The 23,183-nt window shown below is 68.7% G+C and carries 26 protein-coding genes and 2 tRNA genes (1 of these 28 only partly in view); 12 read left to right on the top strand and 16 right to left on the bottom strand.

The window, feature by feature from the left end:
- Position 1 precedes the first annotated feature (1 nt).
- From ACZ48Y_RS07045 to ACZ48Y_RS07055, 3 genes are all read left to right on the top strand, one after another.
- Positions 2–77: transfer RNA gene (locus ACZ48Y_RS07045), tRNA-Gly, on the top strand.
- Positions 78–140: 63 nt separating this feature from the next.
- On the top strand, positions 141–1,841 hold the full coding sequence (locus ACZ48Y_RS07050; RefSeq protein WP_464739820.1) for a hypothetical protein: 1,701 nt from the start codon (positions 141–143) through the stop codon (positions 1,839–1,841).
- Between the two features lie 4 nt (positions 1,842–1,845).
- On the top strand, positions 1,846–2,451 hold the full coding sequence (locus tag ACZ48Y_RS07055) for a hypothetical protein (protein WP_464739822.1): 606 nt from the start codon (positions 1,846–1,848) through the stop codon (positions 2,449–2,451).
- On the opposite strand, the gene ACZ48Y_RS07060 is transcribed toward ACZ48Y_RS07055, so the two are convergent.
- Positions 2,348–3,247, bottom strand: coding sequence for a GNAT family N-acetyltransferase (locus ACZ48Y_RS07060; RefSeq protein ID WP_464739824.1), 900 nt, complete (start codon positions 3,245–3,247; stop codon positions 2,348–2,350). The genes ACZ48Y_RS07055 and ACZ48Y_RS07060 overlap by 104 nt on opposite strands.
- Positions 3,248–3,263: 16 nt before the next feature.
- Positions 3,264–3,881 carry a histidine phosphatase family protein gene (locus ACZ48Y_RS07065; RefSeq protein WP_464739826.1) on the bottom strand — a complete coding sequence of 206 codons (618 nt, stop codon included), beginning with the start codon at positions 3,879–3,881 and terminating at the stop codon, positions 3,264–3,266.
- Positions 3,882–3,901: 20 nt separating this feature from the next.
- Between ACZ48Y_RS07065 and ACZ48Y_RS07070 the strand changes: the two genes are divergently transcribed.
- Positions 3,902–4,762 carry a diacylglycerol/lipid kinase family protein gene (locus tag ACZ48Y_RS07070; protein WP_464739828.1) on the top strand — a complete coding sequence of 287 codons (861 nt, stop codon included), beginning with the start codon at positions 3,902–3,904 and terminating at the stop codon, positions 4,760–4,762.
- Here ACZ48Y_RS07070 and ACZ48Y_RS07075 read toward each other — a convergent pair.
- Genes ACZ48Y_RS07075 through trxA form a run of 5 tightly spaced genes read right to left on the bottom strand, consistent with a single transcriptional unit; the run spans position 4,759 to position 9,281 of the window.
- Complete coding sequence (locus tag ACZ48Y_RS07075) at positions 4,759–5,400, bottom strand: DUF5639 domain-containing protein (protein ID WP_464739830.1); 642 nt, start codon at positions 5,398–5,400, stop codon at positions 4,759–4,761. The genes ACZ48Y_RS07070 and ACZ48Y_RS07075 overlap by 4 nt on opposite strands.
- A gap of 9 nt (positions 5,401–5,409) precedes the next feature.
- Positions 5,410–6,912 carry a carboxylesterase/lipase family protein gene (locus tag ACZ48Y_RS07080; RefSeq protein WP_464739832.1) on the bottom strand — a complete coding sequence of 501 codons (1,503 nt, stop codon included), beginning with the start codon at positions 6,910–6,912 and terminating at the stop codon, positions 5,410–5,412.
- Entirely contained in the window at positions 6,909–8,006 is a 1,098-nt protein-coding gene (locus ACZ48Y_RS07085) for a mechanosensitive ion channel family protein (protein WP_464739834.1), read from the bottom strand. The genes ACZ48Y_RS07080 and ACZ48Y_RS07085 overlap by 4 nt, the downstream gene beginning before the upstream one ends.
- Before the next feature lie 4 nt (positions 8,007–8,010).
- A complete protein-coding gene (gene plsX / locus ACZ48Y_RS07090; protein WP_464739836.1) occupies positions 8,011–8,955 on the bottom strand; it encodes a phosphate acyltransferase PlsX in 945 nt (314 codons plus the stop codon).
- Positions 8,952–9,281 (bottom strand): thioredoxin, encoded by a 330-nt coding sequence (gene trxA / locus ACZ48Y_RS07095; protein ID WP_464739838.1) that lies wholly within the window; start codon positions 9,279–9,281, stop codon positions 8,952–8,954. The genes plsX and trxA overlap by 4 nt, the downstream gene beginning before the upstream one ends.
- 34 nt (positions 9,282–9,315) lie before the next feature.
- Between trxA and ACZ48Y_RS07100 the strand changes: the two genes are divergently transcribed.
- The gene (locus ACZ48Y_RS07100; RefSeq protein ID WP_464739840.1) at positions 9,316–9,657 is read left to right on the top strand and encodes a DUF309 domain-containing protein; all 342 of its coding nucleotides are present in this window, start codon (positions 9,316–9,318) and stop codon (positions 9,655–9,657) included.
- Between the two features lie 331 nt (positions 9,658–9,988).
- Positions 9,989–11,032: a transposase gene (locus ACZ48Y_RS07105; RefSeq protein WP_464739842.1), complete on the top strand. Its 1,044-nt coding sequence runs from the start codon at positions 9,989–9,991 to the stop codon at positions 11,030–11,032.
- Here the strand turns inward: ACZ48Y_RS07105 and ACZ48Y_RS07110 are convergent.
- The 5 genes from ACZ48Y_RS07110 to ACZ48Y_RS07130 all read right to left on the bottom strand — a co-directional run bounded on the left by ACZ48Y_RS07110 (position 11,023) and on the right by ACZ48Y_RS07130 (position 14,987).
- The gene (locus ACZ48Y_RS07110) at positions 11,023–11,253 is read right to left on the bottom strand and encodes a transposase (protein ID WP_464742866.1); all 231 of its coding nucleotides are present in this window, start codon (positions 11,251–11,253) and stop codon (positions 11,023–11,025) included. The genes ACZ48Y_RS07105 and ACZ48Y_RS07110 overlap by 10 nt on opposite strands.
- Before the next feature lie 198 nt (positions 11,254–11,451).
- Positions 11,452–11,679, bottom strand: a complete 228-nt coding sequence (locus ACZ48Y_RS07115) for a transposase (protein ID WP_464739844.1) — start codon at positions 11,677–11,679, stop codon at positions 11,452–11,454.
- A gap of 112 nt (positions 11,680–11,791) precedes the next feature.
- Complete coding sequence (locus ACZ48Y_RS07120) at positions 11,792–13,630, bottom strand: GmrSD restriction endonuclease domain-containing protein (RefSeq protein WP_464739846.1); 1,839 nt, start codon at positions 13,628–13,630, stop codon at positions 11,792–11,794.
- A gap of 50 nt (positions 13,631–13,680) precedes the next feature.
- Positions 13,681–13,756 (bottom strand) — tRNA-Asn (locus ACZ48Y_RS07125).
- A 64-nt stretch (positions 13,757–13,820) separates the two neighbouring features.
- Positions 13,821–14,987, bottom strand: a complete 1,167-nt coding sequence (locus tag ACZ48Y_RS07130; protein WP_464739848.1) for a metal-dependent hydrolase family protein — start codon at positions 14,985–14,987, stop codon at positions 13,821–13,823.
- A 30-nt stretch (positions 14,988–15,017) separates the two neighbouring features.
- On the opposite strand from ACZ48Y_RS07130, the gene ACZ48Y_RS07135 reads away from it, so the two are divergent.
- Positions 15,018–15,554, top strand: a complete 537-nt coding sequence (locus ACZ48Y_RS07135) for an inorganic diphosphatase (RefSeq protein WP_464739850.1) — start codon at positions 15,018–15,020, stop codon at positions 15,552–15,554.
- Between the two features lie 9 nt (positions 15,555–15,563).
- Positions 15,564–16,394 carry a hypothetical protein gene (locus tag ACZ48Y_RS07140; RefSeq protein ID WP_464739852.1) on the top strand — a complete coding sequence of 277 codons (831 nt, stop codon included), beginning with the start codon at positions 15,564–15,566 and terminating at the stop codon, positions 16,392–16,394.
- Here ACZ48Y_RS07140 and ACZ48Y_RS07145 read toward each other — a convergent pair.
- From ACZ48Y_RS07145 to ACZ48Y_RS07160, 4 genes are read right to left on the bottom strand one after another with little or no spacing between them, the layout of a single operon-like run.
- Positions 16,373–17,593, bottom strand: coding sequence for a DNA recombination protein RmuC (locus ACZ48Y_RS07145; protein ID WP_464739854.1), 1,221 nt, complete (start codon positions 17,591–17,593; stop codon positions 16,373–16,375). The genes ACZ48Y_RS07140 and ACZ48Y_RS07145 overlap by 22 nt on opposite strands.
- Before the next feature lies 1 nt (position 17,594).
- Positions 17,595–18,155 (bottom strand): UbiX family flavin prenyltransferase, encoded by a 561-nt coding sequence (locus ACZ48Y_RS07150; RefSeq protein WP_464739856.1) that lies wholly within the window; start codon positions 18,153–18,155, stop codon positions 17,595–17,597.
- Positions 18,155–19,507, bottom strand: a complete 1,353-nt coding sequence (locus tag ACZ48Y_RS07155; RefSeq protein ID WP_464739858.1) for an alanine/glycine:cation symporter family protein — start codon at positions 19,505–19,507, stop codon at positions 18,155–18,157. Before ACZ48Y_RS07155 ends, ACZ48Y_RS07150 begins: the two co-directional genes overlap by 1 nt.
- A gap of 9 nt (positions 19,508–19,516) precedes the next feature.
- Positions 19,517–20,296, bottom strand: coding sequence for a DUF4388 domain-containing protein (locus ACZ48Y_RS07160; RefSeq protein ID WP_464739860.1), 780 nt, complete (start codon positions 20,294–20,296; stop codon positions 19,517–19,519).
- 91 nt (positions 20,297–20,387) lie between these two features.
- Here ACZ48Y_RS07160 and ACZ48Y_RS07165 point away from each other — a divergent pair, with 91 nt between their 5' ends.
- The 4 genes in view from ACZ48Y_RS07165 to ACZ48Y_RS07180 are tightly spaced (at most 9 nt apart) and all read left to right on the top strand, a layout consistent with a single transcriptional unit that may run on beyond the window.
- Positions 20,388–21,047 carry an alpha/beta hydrolase gene (locus ACZ48Y_RS07165; protein ID WP_464742868.1) on the top strand — a complete coding sequence of 220 codons (660 nt, stop codon included), beginning with the start codon at positions 20,388–20,390 and terminating at the stop codon, positions 21,045–21,047.
- A gap of 9 nt (positions 21,048–21,056) precedes the next feature.
- Positions 21,057–21,953, top strand: a complete 897-nt coding sequence (locus tag ACZ48Y_RS07170; RefSeq protein WP_464739862.1) for an SIS domain-containing protein — start codon at positions 21,057–21,059, stop codon at positions 21,951–21,953.
- Positions 21,950–22,681, top strand: coding sequence for an endonuclease V (locus tag ACZ48Y_RS07175; protein ID WP_464739864.1), 732 nt, complete (start codon positions 21,950–21,952; stop codon positions 22,679–22,681). The genes ACZ48Y_RS07170 and ACZ48Y_RS07175 overlap by 4 nt, the downstream gene beginning before the upstream one ends.
- Positions 22,682–22,686: 5 nt before the next feature.
- Positions 22,687–23,183: the 5' portion of a lysophospholipid acyltransferase family protein gene (locus tag ACZ48Y_RS07180; protein ID WP_464739866.1), read on the top strand. Its footprint extends 181 nt past the window's final position; 497 of the gene's 678 nt are visible here — the first part of the coding sequence; its start codon is at positions 22,687–22,689; the stop codon falls past the right edge of the window.

Genomic DNA, 23,183 nt, shown 5'->3' on the forward strand with positions numbered 1-23,183 from the left:
GGCGGGAGTAGCTCAGTTGGTAGAGCATCTGCTTGCCATGCAGAAGGTCGCGGGTTCGAGTCCCGTCTCCCGCTCCAAAAAGCGAGGGCCCTTTGTGGCCCTCGCTTTCTTTTTCATCCGGGGGTTTGCTACCCTTAGGCATGCACCGCTTTCACATCCCGGTGATGGGGACCTCGTTCTCCGTGGACACCCCGCTCAGGGTCGCCCCGCTGGGGATCAACTCGGTCGCGTCGATCGTCGACGACGACCTTTTAGAGCGCGTTCGCGCCGCCTGGTCGCGGCAGCTTGGCCTGCCCTACCGGGCAATCCCCAAGGACCTGAAGAACGACTCCCGGGCCCGGCGGGTCCGCGCCTACATGGACTTCCTCGCCGAGGTCGTGGCCGAGCGCTTTCGGAAGGTGAAGAAAGGGCCTGAGGCCCTGCGCGCGCTGCGCCTTTTGCCCGAGGACCACCCCCTGAAGCGGCTGCCCCCAGAAGCGGCCCGCAGCCGGCTCCGCCCCGGCCGCATCGAGGCCAACATCATGACCAAGGTGGACAAGGCCAACTACGTGGGGCGCGAGGCGTTGCCGACCGAGTTCAACGACGCCCACGCGGCGCTGCGGGGCTTCGCCACCAGCCGCGCGGAAGGCGGGCTTTGTCTCTCCGCGGGGTTCAACCCCAGGCTCTACTCCTACATGGCGACCTTCGCCGACTTCTTCATGAACGAGGCCGGGCGTGCCAAGAAGGAGATCATCCTCAAGGTTTCGGACTTCAGAAGCGCCCTGACCCAGGGCAAGTTCCTGGCCAAGAAGGGGCTTTGGGTGAGCGAGTTCCGCCTGGAGTCGGGGCTCAACTGCGGGGGCCACGCCTTCGCCACCCCGGGGGTGTTGATGGGCCCCATCCTGGAGGAGTTCCGGCGCCGCCGCGACGAGCTGGTGGAGACGCTCTACGGGATCTACGCCGCGGCTTTGAAGAAGCTCAAACAACCCCTGCCCAAGGAACCGCCACCGCTCCGGGTCACCGCCCAGGGGGGCGTGGGCACCGCCTTCGAGCAGCGGCTCTTGCAGGAGGTCTACGGCCTGGACTCGGTGGGCTGGGGCTCGCCCTTTTTGCTCGTGCCCGAGGTCACCGTGGTCGACGAGGCCACGCGCACGAAGCTCTCCGAGGCCGGAGAGGAGGACCTCTACCTCTCCGGGGCCTCGCCGCTCGGGGTGCCCTTCCATAGCCTCAAGGACGCGCCGATGGCACGGCAGATGTGGGACTGGTACCTCAAGGGCAAGCCGGGCAGCCCCTGCCCCAAAGGGCACCTCGAGTTCAACAACGAGTTCACCGAGAAGCCGATCTGTACCGCGAGCCGCAACTATCAATACCGCAAGCTGCGCGAGATCGAGGCCAGCGACCTAACCGAAACCGAGAAGGCGACCGCGATCGAGCGCGTTTTGGAAAAGCAGTGCCTTTGCGTGGGGCTCGCCGAGGCCGCGCACCTGAGCTTTTCCCTGGAGCCGCAGATGCCCGAGGCCGCGGTCTCGGTCTGCCCCGGCCCCAACCTGGCCTACTTCAAGGGCCAGTACACCCTGGAGGAGATGGTCGACCACATCTACGGGCGCAAGGCCCTTCCCCTCGACCCGGATCGCCCCCACGTCTTCATCAAGGAGCTGCGGCTGTATCAGGGCTACCTCGAGGACCTGAAGCGCGGCCGGTTTGGCAGCGAAAAAGAGCGCACCCCGGAATACCTCGCCGCGTTCCGCGAGAACCTGCGCGCGGGGGTCCGGTACTACCTGGAACACCTCGAGCGCTTCGGCCTGGCCCCCTGGCGGGAGGAGCTCGAGGCGGTGCTCGCCAACCCGGCCCTCGCCAGCTGAGCCGATGCCCTGGCGCTGGCTCTGGCTCTTAGCCCTCCTGCTCGCGGGCTGCGTGGACACCGAGGCGCGGCTGGTCTGGCACGCGAACGGGGCCATGGACCTCGAGGTCCGCGTCGCGGGAGAAGGGCTCGGCGCCTACCGCGACGCGCTCTCCGACCTCCTCGCGCGGCAGGGCTTTGCGGTCACCACCACCAAGGCGACCCTCGTCGCCCAAAGCCCGATCAAGCCCCCCGGCTGGGACCGGCTCACCGGCTGGCTGCCCGGGCGCTTCGTCTACGAGGATCCCTCGGGCCTGCGCTTTTTCCGCACCAGCTACGTCCTCTTCGAGGATTACGGGCTGGTGGGGACGCTCTACCCGGTCCGGGCCCTGGGGCTCCCCGAGCTCGTTGGCGGGCTGCCCTTTCGCTTCGTGCTCGAGGCCCCGTTCCCGCCGATCGCCACCAACGCCCCCGAGGTCGCGGGGACGCGCCTCGTTTGGCGCGGCACCCTTTCCGGGCCGATCGCGGTCAGCGCCCGCTACCGGCTCTACTTTCCCGAGCGGCTCGGGGTGCTGCTTTTGCTTCTTGGTCTAGTTCTTTGGCGAAGGTTACGACGGACTCGAGCGGCGTGAAGCCGAGGCGGGCGTAGAGGCCGAGGGCCTCCTTCTCGTGGTCGTGGGCGCGCACGATGAGCGTCGCCGCGCCCTCCTCGCGGGCCACGCGGCTGGCGGCGTCGAGCAGGGCCTGGCCGATCCCCCGCCCCCGGGCCTTTGGGAGGACGCCAAGGTAGGCGACCTCGAGGGCCTCCCCCACCCGCTCGAGCTCGGCCATCCCCACCGGCTCGCCCTCAAGGTAGGCCAGCAGCAGCCGGTTCTCCGGCGCCGCGAAGTGCTCCATCAGCTCCAGGTCGTTCCAGGCCAGGCGCAGGCTCCAGCCCTCGTCGCTCTCGCGGTAGAGGCGGCGGTAGACCTCGGGGTCGAAGGCCAGCGCCTCCTCGATCCGCACCCCCTCTGGCGGGGCGAAGCCAAAGGCTTTCGGGGCGCTGCCGAAGAAGTGGGTGGTGTGCACCGGGGCGAACCCGGCGGCGGTGAGGCTGGTGATCAGGGCCTCGTTCTCCACGCTGGGAAAGGCGTAGACCGTCGGCAGGCCCCTGGCCTCGGCAGCGTTCAACGCGGCCTCGATCAACGGGGCAAAGGTGCCCTTCGAGACCGGGCCCTCGAGCGCCCCGCCGCGCCAGAAGGGGACCAGCCCCACGTAGCCGAGGACCTGACCCTCGTCCTCGAGGACCCAGCCCTCCTCGATCTCGAAGGCCAGGGCCTCGGGCGTCCGCCCCTCGGGGGCCATCGCCCGGCGCGAAGGGGCGGCGTCCATCCAGGTCAAGAGCTCGGCCAGGACGGGAAGGTCGGCGATCTCGACGGGACGCACCATCTGCCCTTAGTCTACCTCAGCGGTTGAGGGCTTTGATCACCCCCTGGCCGTCGTAGAAGACCAGGTGGGTCAGCCGGGCCTCGTCCTGCTCCAGGCGCAGCCCCTCGGCCACGGGCAGGAAGGGCAGCGCCAACCCCAGCATCGCGCGGTTCGCGGTGCAGTTGCCGATCAAGAGGAAGCCCTGTCCCCGGTGCGCCGAAAGGGCGGCCTCGAGGGCGGGCCGGATCCGCGCCCAGGCCTCGAGGAGGGACTCGCCCCCCGGCGGGCGGAAGCCGGCCTCGTCCTCGGCCCAGGCAGAACGCGCCGCGTCGTCCAGCTCAGCAACCGGCCTTGCCTCCCAATCCCCCCAGCGGCGGTCGCGCAGCCGGGGATCGAGCGCGACCGGCACCCCCAGGACCAACCCGGCGAGCCGCGCTGCCTCGGCCTCGGCGCGGGCGTCCGAGGCCAGCACTCGGACGATCGGCTGGCCCCGAAGCCGGCGCGCGAGGGCGACGATCGCCGCCCGCCCGGCCTCGGAAAGCGGCGGCCCGGGATAGCTGTAAAGGCCCCGCGCATCCGCCACCGGGCCGGCGCGGGTCATGAAGACCTCGGTCTTCTCCTCGACCCCGGCGAAGAAGGTTTTCAACAGGCCCATGCCCTTAAAATACGCGGCGAATGGCCCTGATCCTCGCCAACCCCCTCGCCGGCCGGGGACGCGTGGCCGCGCTGTTGCCCGCCCTCGAGGCCGCGCTCAAGGCCCACCCCCAGGCCCGGCTCGTGGTGCCCGAAGCCCCCGAGGCCACCCGCCACCTGGTCAAGACCGCCCCGGAGACGCGGGTCATCGTCGTGGGGGGCGACGGCACCCTGCACCAGGCGCTCCGCGGCCTGCGCCCGGACCAGGCGCTCGGCGTGGTGCCGGTGGGCAGCGGCAACGACTTCGCGCGCGCGCTGGGCGGGCTGCGCCGGTCCTGGCGGGAGGCGCTCGAGCGCGCCCTCACCGCGCCCCCCCGCCGCGTGGACCTGGGCCGGGTGGACGGCGAGCCCTACGCCGCCAGCCTGGGAATCGGCTTCGACGCCGCGGTCGCGGAGCGGGTCCTCCATTCGAAGAGCCGCCTGCGGGGGATGCCCCGCTACCTGCTCGGGATCTTCGAGGAGCTCTCTCACCTCAAGCTGGCTCAGCTCGCGCTCTACGGCGAGGAGGGGCTCCTCTACCAGGGCCCGAGCCTGCTCTCCGCCTACATGAACGGCCCCACCTACGGGGGCGGCTTCCCCATCGCCCCCATGGCCCGCCCCGACGACGGGCGGCTCGAGGTCATCGTCGCCGGCGGCCTGACCAAGCTCGGGGTGCTGCGGATGCTGCCCCTCTTGATGCTCGGCCGCCACCTGGGACGGCAGGAGATCCACCACTTCAGCGGGCAGCGCTTTCGCCTCGAGTTCGACCGCCCGGTCCCGGCCCACGCCGACGGCGAGATGCTCGGGCGGCGCTGCAGGTTCGAGGTCTGGATCGAGCCCGGCGCCCTCTTGGTGGTGGCCTAGAGGGCTTCGGCCAGGCGTTTGAAGAGCGGCGGCAGCGGCGGCGGTTCGCCCCCGTCGGCCCAGGCGAAGCGGGCGTCGCGCAAGGGCCCAGTCTCGGCCACCCCCATCCCCCGGGGAAAGCGGGCGCGGTAGTCGGGAAACGCCGCCTCCTGGAAGCCTTCGAACGCCGCAAGGCCCCGCTCGCTCCCCGCGTAAAGCCCGTAGATCCGGCCCTCGTCCTCCCAGAGGAAGCGCAGGCCCGCGGGCGCGTCCTCCAGGCGGCCGGGCGCGGTCCACAGGCGCACCGCCTTCGCCGGCCTCAGGCGCAGCACCGCGCTGAGCGGCTCGCCGAGCAGGCCGAAGCTGCCGACGAAGGGGCGCACCAGGTCGTAGCCCTGGACATTCTTGATCACCCGGCCCCCGGCCTCCACCACCCGGCCCCGCGGGGTGCGGAAGGCGAGGCCCAGCACCTCGGAGGGGAAGAAGAAGGTCTGACCGAAGCCCCCGCGCAGCAAGAGCCCGCCAAGGCCCCCGGGAAGCTCGGCGGGGGGCACCGGCGGGATGAGCCCCGCGGGGACCGCCTCCCAGATCTCCAGGAGCGGGGTGTCGGCGGTGGCCACCAGGTACTGGTCGTCCTTATGGAGCTCGAGGACGGGCACGCCCTCAGCCTACCGAAAAAGCGCGCAGCGCGCGGGGTAGGGGTCCTTGACCCAGCCCAGGGGGGTGTCCAACCTGAGCAGGTAGCCGTCCGCCAGCGCCGGCCAGGGAACGCCCCCGGCAACGAGCCGCTCACCCTTGGCGAACGCCGCCCAGAAGGCGCGCATCCGTCGGCCCAGGACCTCGCCCCGCTCGGCGTCCTCGGCGCGCATGAAGGCCACCCAGGCCGGCCAGCTGGCCTGGGTGCCAAAGAGCAGGGGTACGTCCAGGCTGTGGAAGGCCCCCGCGGGCTCGAGGCTTTTGCTGGTAAAGGTCAGGTAGTAGCCGCGGCCATCCCCCTGGTGCAAGCGCAGCGCCCGGTAGGTGGGGCAGAGCAACAGCCGCTCGGTCTCAAAGGCAAACGTCGCCGCGAGCGGGTCGGAAAACCGCGCCCGGTAGACGGCGAGCGCCCGCTTCGGGTCCTCGCCGCGATCCGCGACCCAGCGCGCGAACCCGCTCCAGTCCCGCGGCCCCTGGAAAAAGAGCGCGAGGTTCAACCGGTATTCGTCGCGGTTGGCCCCGGCGATCAGGGCCACGTCGGCCCCGGCCCCCGCCTTGAGCGCCGCCTCCGGCGGCTGGGGCAAAACGTAGCCGTCGACGTGCGGCTTGAAGGGGGCCTTTTTGAAGTCGGCGAGGGGGTCCTCAGTCTTCACGAGCCCGCGCAACGTCTCGGTCGGGAGCGCCCGCCAGCAGGCGAGGTCGTCCTCCTGGCAACCCAGGCGCCGGGCGAGCTTCCTGGTGTAGGCGTAGCCGTCGGCCAGATCGCGCACCTCGTCGCAGCCCCCGGACTGCAGGATGACCCGCTGGAACAGCCCCCGAGCGAGGGGGCTCGTCATCAACGCGCAGGCGCTCATCGCCCCCGCGGACTCGCCGAAGAGGGTCACCGCTTTGGGGTTGCCGCCAAAGCGCCGGACGTGGCGCTTGACCCAGCGCAGGGCGGCGATCTGGTCAAGCAGCCCGTAGTTCCCGGTGCTGCCGTCGGGGTCGGCCTCGGCCGCCGCGGGCAGGGCCAGAAAGCCGAAGGGGCCAAGGCGGTAGTTGAGGGTGACCACGATCACCCCCTGGCGCGCGAGCGCCGTGCCGTCGTAGACCGGCTCGGCCCCGCTCCCGCCGGTGAAGCTCCCCCCGTGAAGGTAGACCATCACCGGCCAGCCTCCGGGCGGCGGCGCGGCCAGGGGCACCCAGAGGTTGAGGTTCAGGCAGTCCTCGTCCTGGGGCGGCAGGTAGCCGCCGAGCCGGATCTCGAACGAGCCCACCTGCGGGCAGGCCGGGCCCGGACGGCGGGCATCGTAGCGACCCCTGGGCAAAGGACGCAGCCGGGGGCGGGCAAAGCGCTCGGCGTGGGCGTAGGGAAGGCCCATGAAGCGGGCCACGCCGCCCACCTCCTGCCCCACCAAGACCCCCTCGCCGGTGGGCCAGTAGACCTGGGCCAGCGCGACGCCGAGCGCCAGCGCCAACCCCAAGAGCCGTCTCATGCCTTCTCGATTTTAAGCGCTTCGCCGAACCAAAGCGTGCGCTGGGGGAAGGGGATCTCGATCCCCTCGGCGTCCAGGCGCTTTTTGATGCGGCGGTTGAACTCCCGGGCCACCCCCCACTGCTCCTTGGGCTGGGTGGTGAAGAGCACCCGGATCACCACCGCGCTGTCGCCGAGGGCGTTGACGCCGAGGACCTGGGGCGGGGTGTCGGTGAAGCGGGGCCGCCACGCGGGATCTTCGTAGAAGCGCTGGGCCTCGTCGCCGATGACCGCCAGTGCCCGGTCCACGTCCTCCTTGTAGGCGACGCCCACGTCCACCACCGCCCGCGACCAGTCGCGGCTCATCACCGTGACCTGGCTGATCTGGCCATTGGGGATGAAGTGGACCTTGCCCTCGAGGTCCCGGAGCACGGTCAGCCGCAGGTTCATGCGCTCCACGCCCCCGGCCAGGTCCCCGACCTTGATGATGTCGCCGACCCCGTACTGGTCCTCGAGGAGGATGAAAAACCCGTTGATCACGTCGCGCACCAGGTTCTGGGCGGCGAAGCTGATCGCCAGGCCGGCGATCCCCGCACCGGCGATCAACGCCCCCACGTCGAGGCCCAGGTTACTCAACAAGAGCAGGCTGCCCACGGTGAGCACCACGCCCTTGAGCGTGGACTCGATCACCGCCTTCAAGGTCTGGCGACGGATCTCCTCGCGGGCATGCCCCCCGCCTTCGATCTGCACCCTGGCGGCGAAGACCTCGACCACGCGGTAGGCGACGTAGGTCCCGACCGCAACGAAGAGGGCCGAAAGCCCACGCGAGCCCAGCCAGCCGACCAAAGCCCGCCCCCAGCTGGCGAAGGGCTCGATCGCGAGGTCAAAGACGTGCACCGCAAAGGAAACCACCGCGACCAGCAAGAGCCCCCACCAGATCCAGCCCAGGGCGTGCCAGAAGCGATCGTCCTTGGGGCTCTTGGTCCAGCGGGCGACGGCGCGAAAGGCCCCCGCGCCGATCCGGCCCAGGTAGTAGGCGGCAATGGCCGCGAGCACGACCAGCGCGAGCTTCACCGGCCAGGTCGCGCCGGTGGCCATGCCGAGCACCGGTTCCATGGTCCTAGCTTAGCGCGCGAGCCCAGTCCCACGCGGCGCGCAGGGCGTTCTTCACCGCGCGCCGGTCCGACGCCCCGTGGCCCACGAAGACCGGCCCCGCCACCCCGAGGAGGGGCATCGCGCCGTACTCCGCGGGATCCAGGCGGCGGGCCAGGGTGGAAAGCGCACCTCGCGCGAGCAACGCACCGAGCTTGGCCGCCGGGGTCGCGGTCAGGGCCGCCTTCACCCAGCCCAGCAGCACCCGGGCCTCGCCCTCGACCAGCTTCAGGACGACGTTCCCGGTGAACCCGTCGGTGACCACGATGTCCACCTTGCCAGCGAGCACGTCCCGGCCCTCGACGTTGCCCGAAAAGCCGGGCACCCTCTCCAAGAGGGGCCGCGCTGCCTTCACCAGCTGGTTACCTTTGTTGGGCTCCTCCCCGATCGAGAGCAGCCCGATCCGAGGGTTGGCCACCCCGCGATGTCGCGCCCAGTCCCGCCCCAGCTCGGCGAAGCCCTTGAGGTGGGCGGGGCGGACGTCGGCGTTGGCTCCGGCGTCGAGCAAGAAGACCCGGCCAAAGGAGGTCTCCGCGGGCAGCTCGGCGAGGAGCGCCGGCCGCTCCACCCCCTTGGCCCGGCCCAAAATGAAGAGCGCCGCGGCCAGCGTCGCCCCGGTGTGGCCCATGCTCACCGCCGCGGACGCCCGACCCTCCTTCACCAGGCGCACGGTGACGTTGATCGAGGCCCCCTTCTTGCGCCGCACCTGGGTGGCCTCCTCTTCCATCGTCACCACCTCGGGCGCGTGGACGACGGGGAGCTCGCAGCGGTGCGCGGCGAGCGCCGCCTTGAGCCGCGCCTCGTCCCCGACCAGGAGGACCGGGACCCCCTCCCGAGCCGCCAGGCACGCCCCGGCCACCGTCTCCCGGGGGGCGAAGTCGCCCCCCATGGCGTCCAAGGCGACGGGGTTCATGCCTCGGGCGGCAGGTGCTTTTCCAGCTTGGCCACGTAGTTGCGCTTGGGCTGGGCGCCCACCCAGACCTCGACCGGCTCCCCGTTCTTGAAGAGGATCACCGTGGGAATGCTCATCACGCGAAAGCGCATCGCCGAGCGGGGATTGTCGTCAACGTCGAGCTTGGCCACCCGGACCTTGCCCTCGTACTCCTTGGCGATCTCCTCGAGGATCGGAGCGATCATCTTGCAGGGCTGGCACCACTCGGCCCAGAAATCCACGATCACCAGGCCGTCCTTGATCGCCTGGTCGAAGGTGTCGTCGGTGAGGTGCGTGATCTCCGCCATACGGCCCCCACTCTATAACGGTTAGGCTGATGGCGTGGAGCCCCCTTGGGATGAAGCCAGAGCCCTTTGGGAGAAGGGCCTTTACTGGGAAGTGCACGAGGTCTTGGAGCCGGCCTGGCTTGAAGCTAAAGGCCCAGAGCGCCACTTCATCCAGGGCGTGATCCAGCTCGCCGCCGCCCTGCACAAGGCCAAGACCAGCTCCAGCGGGGGCTGGCGACTCTACCACAAAGCCCTCTCCCACCTACGCCAGGTCCCCGGCCTCGACGCCGAGACGTTCGCCGCCGAGGTCAGAAGGGCCCTCGAAGACCCGAGCCACAAGCCAAAGTTTCCGCTCGACAACCCGGATCTTTTGCCACCCTCTCTTCTCGAATGGTAGCCGCGCCGAATTCGAAAACTACCGCGTAAGGCCGCGGGCTACACCACATGCCAACGCTTTCTTGGCATAAAGCTGGCAACAGGTCAAATTCTCTTAGTATCGCTCGAAAAACTCGGCTCCACAGCGTTTCTAAGATCTTGCACCTTTCCGCATCATGCATCTGAGATCTTGCACTTTTACAGCCTCCTGAAAAAGGGCGCTGGTAGGCCCTTGATTAAGGGTCGGCATGAAGACCCACGCACAAGCTCTATCCTTGGGGTTGCTCGCGCTCCTTGCCACCGCCCACCAGAAGCGGAACTAGCATGTGTTTACTCCGCAAAGCAGCCAGGCGTTGTTACGGCTTTTCCTCGAAGCAGACGGCCGTCCCCTGCCCCAGGGTAGCCTGTTCCGTTCTCCTTCCGCCCTCTCGCGCTTTTTGAACCACGGCAACTGGCCCACCTGGAGGCTCGCTCTTCTCTTGCGGGAGTCCAGCTTTAAAGCCTTCACCGAGTTCGCCGCCGCGCGAAGGGGAAGGAAGCCGAGGCCCCTTTTGATCCTGGACCTCACTAGCTTGGAGAAGGCGGGAAGCTTCCCCGAGCTTGGCCGTTGGCTCCAGGTCTTTCACGGAACCCACGGGGTGCACCTGGTGGTGCCGCTCTTGGTCTACGGCTCCCTCCGCCTGCCCTTTGGCTTTACCCTCTGGCGGGGAAAGGGCTCGCCCTCGCCGGCCAAGCTCGGACTCCGCCTTCTTGAGCAAGTTCCCGCCTGGCTCTACGCCTATCGTCCTTTGGTACTGGCCGATTCCGCCTTCGCCTCGGCGGCGTTCCTCAAGGGGGTCAAGGCCATGGGGCTTGATGCTGTCGTGGGCATGAGGAAGGACCGGGCTTGGCTTCCCTGGGGGAAGCTTGAGTACCTGGAGTCCCGACGCCAGGGGCATGCCCTCTGGCTTCAGGGCCTTCCCTTCCCGGTGTGGGCGGCGAGCTTTTACCTGCGGCGCCCGGAGGGGAAGGTGGAGAAGCGCTTCGTGATCAGTACCGAGCCCATGAAACCACCTGCCTTGGTTCGTTGGGGCCGGCGTCGCTGGAAGATCGAAGCCTTCTTTAAGGTCATGAAGCAGCGGTTTGGGCTGGGGCGGTTCGGGCAGAAGCATCCGGTAGGCGTGTACCGCTTTTTGCTCCTTAGCTTCCTGGCCTTTCTTCTGAGCCAGCTGATGGAGCCCCTTCCCCCTACCGGTGAAGCCCCCGACTGGGGCATGCGAGCCGAGATGGCGGCCGTACTCCTGCTCTTGCCCCTCCTTAACCTGGAGCTCTTGATCGAGCGGGAGCGGTTGAGGCGCATGGCCCGGGAGTTAAGAGTGGGGCCTGAAGCAATGGGATCGAGCTTGGATTATGCATGAGGTGGAAAGGTGCAAGATTTCAGTTGCCCCTTTGGGGGCAAAGCACATTTACCCCCCACCACTAACCCATCCCCGTTCACCGTGAAATCGCTCGCGTCCAGGTAGAGGTAGGGGTAAAGAAGCCCCAGGGGCCGTTCACGCCAGGCGGAGAGTTCCTCCTCCAGACGCTGGGCGATCCGGGAAACCGCGTCCTTGCGGATGCGAATCCGAGAAAGTCCCAGTCAAAGGTTCACCCTACGGGCGAAGCACTGTGATGGCTGCGATCTTACGGGTGGAAACCCCTTGCAAGCACATCTCCAGGACGGCTTCTTCCACTTCCCCGGTCAAAGAATGCTACGCCTTCGGCGTGAGTCTCTTGTAGCGCTCGAAGACCTCGGTGAGGAAGGTTCCCTCTCGCTCACGGCGAAGCCGTAGTGAACTTACCGGGGGACGCGAAGCTGCTCGACCTTGCCCACCGGCGTGATCAGGTTCCGGGTGTAGTGGCCGTTTCGCTCACCCCGTCGGGTTGGCGTGCGTTCGCGATACCCCGCAGCCAAGTGCTCGGTCATCTCCTCCTCAAGCACCTGCTCGATGATCGCCTTCACGCCCTCCCGGATGCGCCGACTGATCTCCTCTTTGGTTAACCCGCGAAGTTCCTCCTTCGTCACTTGAGACCTCCGGGTTAACCCACAACATACGTGACGCTGTCGCCGTCATCCCCACGACGCGACTCGGATCTATTTCCGATTGGTTGCAGCCTATGTGAGAAGCTAGCCTCGTCTAAGGCTCCAGCGCGCGTTCCCTCAACTTCTCGAACCCCTCTCGGATAACTCGCGCGATGCGTTTCCTGCGTTCGCTCAAGAACGTGAAGTAATCCATCTCATACCACCTATCCGGCAATGCATGCCAAGCGTACATTTGGCGCAGCTCGTCAGGAGTAAATCGCTTTTCCAGTTCAGGAACGTACTCCTTGGGCGGCCGGTCCGAAATGGCGATGTTGTCGCTCCACTCAACCAATGCGTAGTTGGCCACTTGATTGATGGCGCGCTTTTCCTTAATCCCGATACGCTGCAAGTACTTGCGAGGAAAGAGATGATGACGCTCAAGGGACGACTTTTTTGCTCGGGTCGAGGGATCGAGCAAATCAGCAACTTTCATTTTTGAGTAGAGTGCGTTTGCATCGAGAAGGCACAGCGCCGCGTAGTAAGCGAACTGTCCGGTATTGCGAGCGGCCGCTGTTTCTAGCTCATTAGGGAGCGTGACTTCCCAATAGTCCCGGGTGAGGACGGCGTCGATTTGCTGATCGAGCACGGCAACAAACGCCTCTGGTGTATGAAGGCCGCGCAACAGCGCCAAATCCTGCTCCATGCGACTTTCAGGAGAACTAGTATAGCGACCGGTCAGCGCTACCATGAAAAACCATCGCGCAATGACCTCCCGTAAGCGGAACAGATCAACGCCAAAATCGCGCCTTCCGATGAGCCATATTGCATAAGTATACAGCACTGCCATTCGCGAAGAAATGAGGTGCTCCCCCAGGTATCCTGCGCGTCTCAATGCTTTGAAAAATTCATGCCAATTTTGAAGGTCAAGCGTATAGGCTTGGGCCTCTCGCAAAACGGCGAACTGCTTATCCCGCTGCGCGACGGAGAACCGCCTCGTTTGCAAGTCCTTCCCCCGCAATAGAGAATAAACGTGTTCTAATCGAGCCCTACGAAAGCCAAGCGCCACACTTACGCGTAGCAGTTGGTCCGGACTAGGCCGAAGGTAGTGGTTGTAGGGTGAAGGTTCATTGTTGCCAGGCGGCTTCTTTGCCTTGCGACAAAACGCTTCCAGCTCCCTACGCCCTTCGTCCCAGAAAACGGACATCAACGTGAGAATAAAATCAGCCTGATTGAGCGGTGTGCCCTTGCTGTTGATGCGCACGAAGATTTCCGACACTTGGTCTTCGTTAACCGAAGACGAGATTTCTAAAGCTGTCAGCGGATAATCCAATAGTTTTTCCAGTTTAGCGATGGAATTAACAATTCCATTTTCATCTTCGTCGGATATCTCGCGACTTTCTTTGAGACGTTTAAGATACGCGCTAATGAAAGCAAAAGTGTTCGCCTTTGGTTTCCAGAGCTCGCTGATATCCGGAATCCACTCAGCATCCCTTTCGATGGCGGGATTCGTCACCTCAAACTTTTCCTCGAAGGGATGAAAGGCGATGCGAATACGCCGGGATCGGAAATCCTTGGTGAGGACCGGGATTGCCTTGATTACTGCGTAAAGTGAGGTCAAGCGCTGCTGGCCATCCACGATGAGCAAGCGCGGCACTTTTTGCTTTTGATTTTCCCCAATAGCGCGATGCTCGCCAGGATAACCGTTTTCCCACAAAAGAAGGTAACCAATGGGAAAGCCGCGGTACATCGAATCAAATAGGTCGCGAACTTTGCTGGGAGGCCAAACAAAAGGTCTTTGGATATCGGGCAAGCCTATTTCGCCTAGATCGATGTCTTCGATGAGCTTTCTCAAAGAATAATCTACTTTCTTGAAAAGAACGTCTGCCATGATTCCCCAATCATACAAGCTGACGAACGAGCTTTTAAAAGTTAAAACCAGCAGCCCTTTTGCCAACAGTACGTTTCGAAGGCACGCGAAAACCCCCGGCCTTCGCCGGGGGTGCTTGGCTCCGCGGGCAGGACTCGAACCTGCGACCAGTCGGTTAACAGCCGACCGCTCTACCAGCTGAGCTACCGCGGATCGCGGCCAAGCCAGGCTAATCTTAGCAAAGGGGCTGACCCGCATCAAGCCCCGCCGCGGCCCGCTAGATCTTCATCAAGACCTCGCCGGCCTTGATCGTGGCCCTGGGGTGGCGGTAGGCGGCGGTCGTTTCCAGCGGGTTCTGATCGAGGGCGGTGAGGTCGGCGAAGGCCCCGGGGGTCAGGGTGCCGATCTCCCCCTCCATGCCCAGCGCCCGCGCCGCGATCACCGTCGCCGCGCGCAGCACGTCCGGAAGCGAGAGGCCTACCTCGGCGAGGAGCTCGAGCTCCCGGGCCAGGTTGGGATGGGGGTTCAACGGGGTGCCGGCGTCGGTACCGGCGGCGATCTCCACCCCGTTCTCGTAGGCCAGGCGCACGTTCTCCCGGTGCCGTTCGGCGATCGGCCGGGTCTTTTCGATCATGAACGCGGGCACCCGCCCCTCCCCGGCGAGGATGCCCGCCGGCGCCGCCAAAGTGGGCACGAGCAGCGCGTTGGTCTGCTTGAAGAGGGCGAAGGCTTCCTCGTCCCAGGCGTCGAACGCGCCATGCTCGATGGTGTTGACCCCGGCGCGGAGGGCGGCCTTGATGCCCAGCCGCCCCTGGGCGTGGGCCGCGGTGGGAAGGCCCCGCTTGGCGGCCTCCCGGGCCCCGGCGGCCATCTCCGCCTCCTCGAACATCTCCGCCCCGGCCTTCACCCCCGGGGTCATCACCCCGCCGGTGGCCATCAGCTTGAGCGCCCGGGCGCCGGCCTTGAAGTTGGTGCGGGCGGCCCGGCGCACCGCGTCTGGACCATCGGCCTCGATTCCGTGCCGGTGGCCGTGCCCGCCGGTGGGGGTGACGATCCAGCCAGCGGCGACGATCCTTGGCCCCCGCACCACCCCGGCCTCGACCGCCGCGGCCAGTCCGATGGCCATCGCCTCCCGGCTGCCCAGGTCGCGCACCGCGGTGACGCCCGCCTGGAGGTAGGCCTCGAGGTAGCGCACCGCCTTGGCCACGGTCATCGCCAGCGGCTCGCGCTCCATCTCGGTGACCGGGTCCAGCCCCCCGGAGAACGAGAGGTGGACGTGGGCGTCGATCAGCCCCGGGATCACGTAGCCGGGAAGGGCCACCACGTCCCCCTGCAAAGGCGGCGTGGACTCGAAGGCCTTGATCCGGCCGTCCTCGACGTAGAGGTAGCCCTCGTGGACCTCGGCGGTCTCGGGAAACACGAAACGACCCTTAAACGCGCGCATGCCCCATCTTACGGTCGGTAAGATGAGGCCATGGCGAAGCTACACGACCTCCCCATCGGCAAGGACGCCCCCGAGATCGTGCACATGGTGATCGAGGTGCCCGCGCGCAGCGCGAACAAGTACGAGTTCGACGAGGCCACGGGCATGATCAAGCTGGACCGCGTCCTCCCCTCAGCCCAGGTCTACCCCGGGGACTACGGCTTCATCCCCCAGACCCTGGCCGAGGACGGGGACCCGCTGGACGGGCTGATCCTCTCCACCTTCCCACTCCTCCCCGGGGTGCTGGTCGAGGTGCGGCCGGTGGCGCTGATGGAGATGGAGGACGAAAAGGGCCCGGACTCGAAGATCCTCGCGGTGGTGGCCGAGGATCCGCGCTGGGATTTCGTGCGTGACCTGGACGACGTACCCCAGGGTATCTTGGAGGAGATCCAAAACTTCTTCGAGACCTACAAGGCGCTCGAGGCCAAGAAAGGGAAGTGGGTCAAGGTCACCGGGTTCAAAAACCGCAAGGCCGCCCTGGCCGAACTCAAGGCCTGCATGGATCGCTACGCGAACGCCTCCAGCTAGCATGGGGGCATGAGGTTCCATGGCGTCTGGGCCCGCCGCCTGGTCTGGCGCCGGCGGGCCTGGACGATGTTGGCGCTGCTCGCGCCGGCGGCGGCGCTGGCCCTCGCCCAGGGGACCGCGGCCTGGCTTTGGGTGAGCCTCCTCGGGCTGCTGGCCCCCTACCCCAACGCCGAGGCCACGGCCCTGAAGGCGATCGACCGGCACGGGCTGGCCTACCGCGCGGCGCGCGAGGCCAGCCCCGAAGACCCCCTCTACCCCCGGCTTCTCGCCGAGGCCGAACGGCAGCGCGCCCGGCTCTCGCCCCCGCCCTTCCCGACGCGTGAGCTCGCGGCCTTCCTTCTTGCCTTTCTGACCCTTTTTTCCTGGCTTGCCTGGCCCCGACCCCAGCTCGCCGAGGCCCCAAGCCCCGCCCCGGCGACGCGCGCCCCAAGCCGGGATCAAACCCCAGCACAGGGCCAGGACGGGGAGGCGCCGGGGAGGGAACCAAAAACCCCGCGCGCGAAGGAGGGCGCGGGCACGGCGGAGGGCCAGCCGACGCAAACCCAGGACGCGCCCGAGCCCCAAGCCGGCGAACCCGTCCCGGCGGCCGAGGCCCCTTCCGGGCCAGAGGAGGCCGCAAGCGATGGCGCCGCGGGCCCCCCGCCCCCCGTCGCCGCCCCGGCCGAGGCCGCCCCGGCGCCGCCGGTGGAACAGCCCGAGGCCGAGGCCCTCCCCTCCCCCTGGCCCGAGGGGAAGCCGCCAAAAACGGTGCAGAGGAAGGCCGCAGCCTACCTCCAGGACGAGCCCCTGCCCCCGGAGGTCGCCGAGCTGGTGCGGCGCTACTTCGAGCTCGGCCCCTGATCCGAGGGCTTGCGGGGCGAGGCGTCGAGGGGGTCGGGCGGGTCCTTGCCCTCGACCCCGAGCCGCTCGGAAAGGCTTTGCTCCAAGGGCAAGAGCCGCCGCTCGTAGCTGCCCACGGCGGCGTTGTAGGCCTCGACGCTGCGCGCAAGCTGGCGCCCCAGCTTGCCCAGATGCTCGCGGAAGACCCCCAGGCGCTTGAGCAGGGTCAGCGCGTCCTCCGCCAGCCGCCGGGCCTCGGCCCCTAGCTGGACCTGCTGCCAGCCGTAGGCCACGGACTTGAGCAGGGCCAGGAGGGTGATCGGGCTGGCGGGCAGGACCCTGAGGCGCACCGCCTCGTCGAGGAGCGCGGGGTCGGCGACGAAGGCCGCGGACAGGGCAGACTCGCTGGGCACGAAGGTGATGGTGAACTCGGGGCCGGGGTCGAGGTCCTTGGCGTAGTCCTTGGCCGCGAGCTCCTGGATCCGCGCCCGGAGCGCCTGGGCGTGGGCCTTGAGCTGCCGCGCCTTCTCCGCCTCATCCTCGGCCTCGAGCGCCCGCAGGTAGGCGCTCATCGGGGCCTTGGCGTCCACCGCCAGCCGCCCCCCGCCGGGCAGGAAGACGACCAGGTCCGGCCGCCCCTGGCCGGCCTGGGCCTGCTCCAGGAAGTCAACGTGGCGCTCCATCCCCGCAAGCTCCACCACCCGCCGCAGCTGGAGCTCGCCCCAGTGGCCGCGGGCGCTGCTCGAGCGCAGCGCGGCCTTCAGCTCGGAGGCGGTCAGGGTGAGGCGGCGGTGCTCCTGGGCCAGCAGGTCGAGCTGTGACTTCAAGGCCTGATAGGCTCCCTCGCGGCGGCGCTCGATCTCGGCGAGCTCGCGCTCGAGCTTTATGAGCGCCTCGCGCAAGGGCCGCACAAGGCCGTCGAGCTCGGCCTTGTGGGTGCCAAGCCGGCCGGCAAGGTCGCGCTCCGCGCCCTCGAGCAGCTGCCGGGTAGCGGCGACCAGCCGCGCCTCGGCCCGCTCCAGGTTCTCCGCGGTCAGGCGCTGGACGGCCTCGGTAAGGGCGGCCCGCGCGGCCTCGCTGGCGTCCTGGGCGGCCCGCCCGGCCTCCAGCCGGGCCTCGGCCTGGGCGAGCCGCACCCCGAGCCGGAGGCTCGCGGCCAGGTAGCCGAGGGCGGCCCCCACCCCCAGGCCAGCAAGCCCCAGCAAGAGCGCCCCCTCCACGCTAGCCCTCCCAGCGCGGCGCCCAGTCGAGCGCGATCCCCAGGTGGTCGAGGATCCGCTGGGTGACGAAGCGCAAGAGGTCCTCGATCCGCGTAGGCCGGTGGTAGAAGCCGGGGGACGCGGGCAAGATCAGCGCCCCGGCCTCGGCGGCCAGGGTCATCGCCCGCAGCGCCGGCAGGGGCAGCGGGGTCTCCCGGGGGACCAGGATCAGGGGCCGCCGCTCCTTGAGGTGCACGAACGCCGCCCGGGTCAAGAGGTTGTCGGTCATCCCGTGGGCGATCTTGGCGAGCGTCCCTTGGCTCGCCGGCACCACCACCATGCCCCGGGTGGCAAAGCTCCCCGAGGCGATCGCCGCCCCCAGGTCCTCCGGGGCATAGACCGCGTGCGCCCGGCGGTAGAGGGCCTCCGGCGCGACCCCCACCTCGCGCCGCAGGACCTCGAGCCCCCCACGGGTCGCGACCAGGTGGGTCTCGACCTGCGCAGCGGCGAGGGCCTCCAGGAGATCCAGGGCGTAGGGGGTCCCGGAGGCCCCGGAGACGCCGACGACGACCCGCGTGCTCATTACCTCGGCGGCACCCAGGGCGCGCCGGAGAAGAAGTCGCGGACCAGTCGGGCCACCAACGGGCCCAAGACGAGCAGCCCGATCAGGTTGGGCAGGGCCATCAGACCGTTGAGGGTATCGGCGATCGAGATGAAGGCCTGAAAGCCCCCGAGCGCCCCCACGAAGGCGAAGACCATGTAGACCAGCCGGTAGGGCCAGCGGATGCCGTCCCCGAGGAGGAAGCTGGCGGCCTCCTCGCCGTAAAAGCCCCAGGAGACGATCGTGGTGAAGACGAAGAGGGCGAGCATCAGGCTGGCCAGCGCGGCCCCTGCGGGCAGGTCCCAGGCACCGACGAACGCCGCCGCCGGGTCCTGGGCCCCGCGCCAGACGCCGCTGGTCAGCAGGATCAGGGCCATGACCGTGTTCACCACCAGGGTGTCCATGAAGACCTCGACGACGCCCCAAAAGCCCTGGCGCACGGGGTGGTCGACCTGGGCCTGGGCATGGGCGATCGAGGCCGAGCCCAGCCCCGCCTCGTTGGAGAAGATGCCCCGCCCCACTCCGGCCTTCAGCACCTGGATCAACGCGTAGCCCCCGGCCCCGCCGGCCGCGGCTTGCAAGCCGAACGCCCCTTGGAAGATCTGGGCGAACGCCGCGCCCACCGCGCCCAGGTGCAGCGCCAGCTCGGCCAGGCCGAGGATCAAAAAGACCAGCACCATGAACGGCACCGTGGCCTGGGCGAAGCGGGCCACGCGCTTGATCCCCCCGGCGAGGATCAGCGCCACCACGATCGCCACGAAGAGCCCGGTCAGCCCCACCGGGATCGCGAAAGCGGTCTTCAAGCTCTCCGCCATCGCCGAGGTCTGGGTGAGGTTGCCGATCCCGAACGCGGCGATGGCGGCGAAGAAGGCCCAGACGCCACCCAGCCAGGCCAGGTTGCGGGGCAGCCCCCGGGCCAGGTAGTACATCGCCCCCCCGGAGACCGAGCCGTCGGCGAAGCGCCGGCGGAAATGCACCGCGAGCGTGGCCTCAGCGAACTTGGTGGCCATCCCCACCAGCCCGGCGACCCACATCCAAAACACCGCCCCCGGACCCCCGGCGAGGATCGCCGCGCTCACCCCGATCAGGTTGCCCTGGCCGATCGTCGCCCCCAAGGCCACCATCGTGGCCTGGAAGGGGGTGATCTCACCGCCAAAGCCCAGCGCCCGCTCGCGGATCGCGCCCAACGTCTCGCGCAGGATGACGCCGATACGGGAAAACTGAATGAACCCCGTGAGAACCGAGAGGTAAAGCCCGACGACGATGAACACGAGCATCATCTCCGGGCCCCAAACGAAACGATTCAACAGCTTGTTGAGCGTCAAAACGTCCATCGCGTCCTCCTAGACCTTGGGTTTGACCTTGAGCCGTGTCCCCCGACCCGCGCGCAACCGCCGCAGGGCGCGGTCATGCAAAAGGATCCTCCCGGGAATCTCCCGGCGGGGAGCGGCGCGGAAGGTGGCGGACCGCCCCCGAGGCGAGACGACCTCAATCTCGAAGCCACCGCCCAGCGCCTCCACCCAGCGGCGATAGAGCGCCTCGTCCAGGTAGGCCTGCCCCTCGTCCCCGCCATACAAGGAGAGCGCTACAAGCTCGGCCTCGGGCAGCTCCACCCCGGGCCGGGTGGCCAGGGCGCCGAGCGCGAGCAGCCGGTCCAGCTGCCGGGCCCGCTCCAGCACCTCGGGGACCGCGAGCGCCTCCACCACCCGTTTGCCCTCGGACTCGGTAAAGGCCTTGAGCTCCTCGAGGGTCAGCTCGATCTCGCCGCGCCGGTCCCCGGCGACGAGGCGCCGGCTCCAGTCGTCGGGGAGGTGCTTAAGCTTGAGCCAGGCATCGAGCGCCCCCACGAGATCGGTGAGGACGGCCTCCAGCGCGCCCTCGACGTTGGCCTCCCCGACCTCCCCGGGAACGAAGGCAAAGCGTCCCTGGGGAAGCCCCACCAAAAGCTCGAGCGCTGGCCTCCCCCGCAGCGGTCCGGCCTCGGCGAAGACCACCCGCCCCCCCTTGAGGCCGACCCGGGCCCGGAGTCCGGGGGCCTCGATCTCAAGCATCCCGCCCCGCCCCGACGCCAGCGACTGCAGCAGGCTGGGCAGGGGCAGGTCAGCGAGGTTGCCTTCGAGCATGCTGACATGAGTATGCCATGAACTGGAGTAAAATCCCAGCGTGCCCGGCGTGCTCGTCCTTCACGGCTTCACCTCCCACCCCACGAAGACCATGGGCCCCCTGCCCCAAGCCCTTCGCGAGGCCGGCTTCGCCGTCGCCCAGCCGGCCCTCCGCGGCCACGGCACCCGCCCCGAGGACCTCGCACGGGTCCGCTACACGGACTGGCTCGAGGACGCCTACCGCGCCTACCGGACCCTGCCCGAGCCCCGAGGGGTGGTGGGGCTCTCGATGGGCGGGCTCCTCGCTGCCTGGGTCGCGGCGGAGCTCGGGGCCGACGCCCTCGTCGCCCTGGCCCCGGCGCTGGGCTTTGCCCACCCCCTGGCCCACCTCGCGCCCTACCTCTGGTGGCTGATCCCGCGCTACCAGGGCGAGAGCTCGATCCTGGACCCCCAACGCCGCGCCCAAAGCCCCAACTACCCCTGGTTTCCCAGCCGGGCCTTCGTCGAGCTCTACCGGCTGGCGCGGAAGACGCCGGCGAAGCTCAAGATGGTGCGCGCCCCGGCGCTGGTGGTCCAGGCCGAAAAGGACACGGTGATTCCCGCGACGGCGGTGCGCCGCTACTTCGACCTTTTGGGCAGCGAGGCGAAGACGCTTAAGCTGCTCCCCGACTCCGGCCACGACCTTTTGCTCGACCGTCAGGCCGAGCTGGCCACCGCCTGGACCGTGGCGTTCTTCGAAGCGCGCCTGGCGCCGGTTCCCGGGCCTCCTTAAGATGGACCCGTGGACGCGCCGATCGACCTCGACGACCTCAGCCTCTACCGCCAGGACAAAAGCGGGGTGCTTCCCGCGCTGATCGGGCTCGTCGGGGACCATCCGCGGCCCGATGGAACCTTCCCCAAGCCCTTCGGGGTGGTGGGGCAGGGCGAGGGCTGGTGGCCCGCGGAGCTCTTGCGGGACCGCGTCCCGGACACCCTGGCCCGCGGCACCACCCTCGTCTTCGCCGGCGGGTACGGCCTCGGCCGGCTGTCGGGCCTCCTCGCCGCGGCGCGGAGCGAGAGCCAGCGGGTGGTGGTGCTGGGCTATGGCCCCCTGGCCGAGATCGAGGTCCCCTCGCACCCGCTGGCCCCCTACCGCTACCTGCGCTTCGCCCTCGACGCGATCGGCGAGGCCGCGCTCGGCCAGGCCGTGGACCGGGCCCTCGAGGCCGAGCTGGCACGCCTCAGGCCGGAGGTCCCGAGCGAGGACAACCCCGCCAAGCTCCTGGCCTGGGCGCTGATCGAACGCATCCCCCTCTGGGTGGCCAGCGACCGCTACCCGATGCTGCCCCAGGCGCTGCAGCAGCTCTTCGCCCGGGTGGCCAAGAGCCTTTCGATCGCGCCGCCCCCCGCGGCGCTGGAGTTTTTCATCACCGCCCTCGAGGCCCGTCACGAGCAGGGCGACCCCCTGGCGGCGGTCTTCCTTGGGGAGGACCGGGCGCTGGACCTGGCCAGGGAGGTCCTCGCCAGCCGCGTCCTGGGGCTCGAGGCCCTCAAGGCCGAGGTCGCGGGCGGCCCCATCCCCGAGGCGCTCGCGCTCTGGTACCGCCTGGCCTGGACCAGCTACTACCTGGCCCTCCTCTACCGCAAGAGCCCCGGGGACGACGCGGTGCTCAAGCGCCTTCAGGACGCCGCCGAATGAGCCGCTTCCCGGCCTTCGACACCCTGGCCGAGGCCCGCGCGCTGCAACGCGCGCTGACCTCGCGGGTGCGGCTTGCGGGCGACCCCTTTCGCGCCCGCACCCTGGCCGCGCTGGACGCCAGCGCCAAGCGCGGCGAGGGCCTCTACGCGGTCGCGGTGCGCTGGGACCTGACCACGCACACCCCCCTGGAGGCGGCCGCCGCCCACGTGCCCCAAAACGACCTCTTCCCCTATGTCCCCGGCTACCTCTCCTTTCGCGAGGCCCCGGCCTACTTGAAGGCCCTCCAAACCCTCAGCGCTCCCCCGGACCTCCTCCTGGTCGACGGCCAGGGCATCGCCCACCCCCGGGGGCTGGGCATCGCCGCCCACCTCGGGGTGCACCTCGACCGCCCCGCGATCGGGGTGGCCAAGCGCCGCCTGGTCGGCGAGCCCACCCGTCCTCTGCCCGACGAGGCCGACGCCTACGCGCCGCTCTGTGCCGACCCCGCCGCGCTTGGCCTGCCCTGCCCCGAGGGACCGGGGCTGCAGATCGGATGGGTCTGGCGCGCCAAGGCGCGCACCAACCCCCTCTACCTCTCCCCCGGACACCGGGTGGGGATGCGGGAAACCCTGGACTTCGTGCGTGCCCTTCCCCGCACGACCAAGCTCCCCGCGCCGCTGCAGCTCGCCCACCGGCTCGCCGCCCAGGCGCGTAAGGCCAGGTTGGAGGGAAAGCTCCCGATAGAGTAAGACCCGTGGCCAGAGCCAACCCCGTCTACACCACCGTGCGCCTGATCGTGCACGTCACCTTGCGCCCGCTCTTTCGGCTGCGGATCGAGGGCCAAGAGCACGTCCCCATGGAGGGCCCGGTGCTCATCGCCTCCAACCACCTCTCCACCCTGGACCCGATCGTCCTGGCCTACGGCGTTCCCCGGCCGGTGGCCTACATCGCCAAGGCCGAGCTCTTTCGCATGCCCATGCTCTCCTGGCTTTTGCCCCGGATCTACGCGATCCCCCTGGAACGCGGGGCCAGCGACCTTTCGGCGATCAAGGCCGCGATCCGGGCGCTGAACCAGGGCCTGGCATTCGGCATCTTCCCCGAGGGCACGCGCTCCCGTAGCGGCAAGCTGCAGCCCTTTAAGACCGGGGCCACGGCGATCGCCGCGCGCACCGGGGCGCTGGTGGTGCCCGCCGCGGTGATCGGCAGCGACAAGGCCTGGCCGGTGGGCAAGGGGCCAAGGCCCTTCGTCCC

The organism is Rhabdothermus arcticus (genome assembly GCF_055382915.1).

Coding starts and splice junctions, on each gene's coding strand:
- ACZ48Y_RS07050 (WP_464739820.1), top strand. CDS start 141: ATGCACCGCTTTCACATCCCGGTGATGGGGACCTCGTTCTCCGTGGAC.
- ACZ48Y_RS07055 (WP_464739822.1), top strand. CDS start 1,846: ATGCCCTGGCGCTGGCTCTGGCTCTTAGCCCTCCTGCTCGCGGGCTGC.
- ACZ48Y_RS07060 (WP_464739824.1), bottom strand. CDS start 3,247: ATGGTGCGTCCCGTCGAGATCGCCGACCTTCCCGTCCTGGCCGAGCTC.
- ACZ48Y_RS07065 (WP_464739826.1), bottom strand. CDS start 3,881: ATGGGCCTGTTGAAAACCTTCTTCGCCGGGGTCGAGGAGAAGACCGAG.
- ACZ48Y_RS07070 (WP_464739828.1), top strand. CDS start 3,902: ATGGCCCTGATCCTCGCCAACCCCCTCGCCGGCCGGGGACGCGTGGCC.
- ACZ48Y_RS07080 (WP_464739832.1), bottom strand. CDS start 6,912: ATGAGACGGCTCTTGGGGTTGGCGCTGGCGCTCGGCGTCGCGCTGGCC.
- ACZ48Y_RS07085 (WP_464739834.1), bottom strand. CDS start 8,006: ATGGAACCGGTGCTCGGCATGGCCACCGGCGCGACCTGGCCGGTGAAG.
- plsX (WP_464739836.1), bottom strand. CDS start 8,955: ATGAACCCCGTCGCCTTGGACGCCATGGGGGGCGACTTCGCCCCCCGG.
- trxA (WP_464739838.1), bottom strand. CDS start 9,281: ATGGCGGAGATCACGCACCTCACCGACGACACCTTCGACCAGGCGATC.
- ACZ48Y_RS07130 (WP_464739848.1), bottom strand. CDS start 14,987: ATGCGCGCGTTTAAGGGTCGTTTCGTGTTTCCCGAGACCGCCGAGGTC.
- ACZ48Y_RS07135 (WP_464739850.1), top strand. CDS start 15,018: ATGGCGAAGCTACACGACCTCCCCATCGGCAAGGACGCCCCCGAGATC.
- ACZ48Y_RS07140 (WP_464739852.1), top strand. CDS start 15,564: ATGAGGTTCCATGGCGTCTGGGCCCGCCGCCTGGTCTGGCGCCGGCGG.
- ACZ48Y_RS07150 (WP_464739856.1), bottom strand. CDS start 18,155: ATGAGCACGCGGGTCGTCGTCGGCGTCTCCGGGGCCTCCGGGACCCCC.
- ACZ48Y_RS07155 (WP_464739858.1), bottom strand. CDS start 19,507: ATGGACGTTTTGACGCTCAACAAGCTGTTGAATCGTTTCGTTTGGGGC.
- ACZ48Y_RS07160 (WP_464739860.1), bottom strand. CDS start 20,296: ATGCTCGAAGGCAACCTCGCTGACCTGCCCCTGCCCAGCCTGCTGCAG.
- ACZ48Y_RS07165 (WP_464742868.1), top strand. CDS start 20,388: ATGGGCCCCCTGCCCCAAGCCCTTCGCGAGGCCGGCTTCGCCGTCGCC.
- ACZ48Y_RS07175 (WP_464739864.1), top strand. CDS start 21,950: ATGAGCCGCTTCCCGGCCTTCGACACCCTGGCCGAGGCCCGCGCGCTG.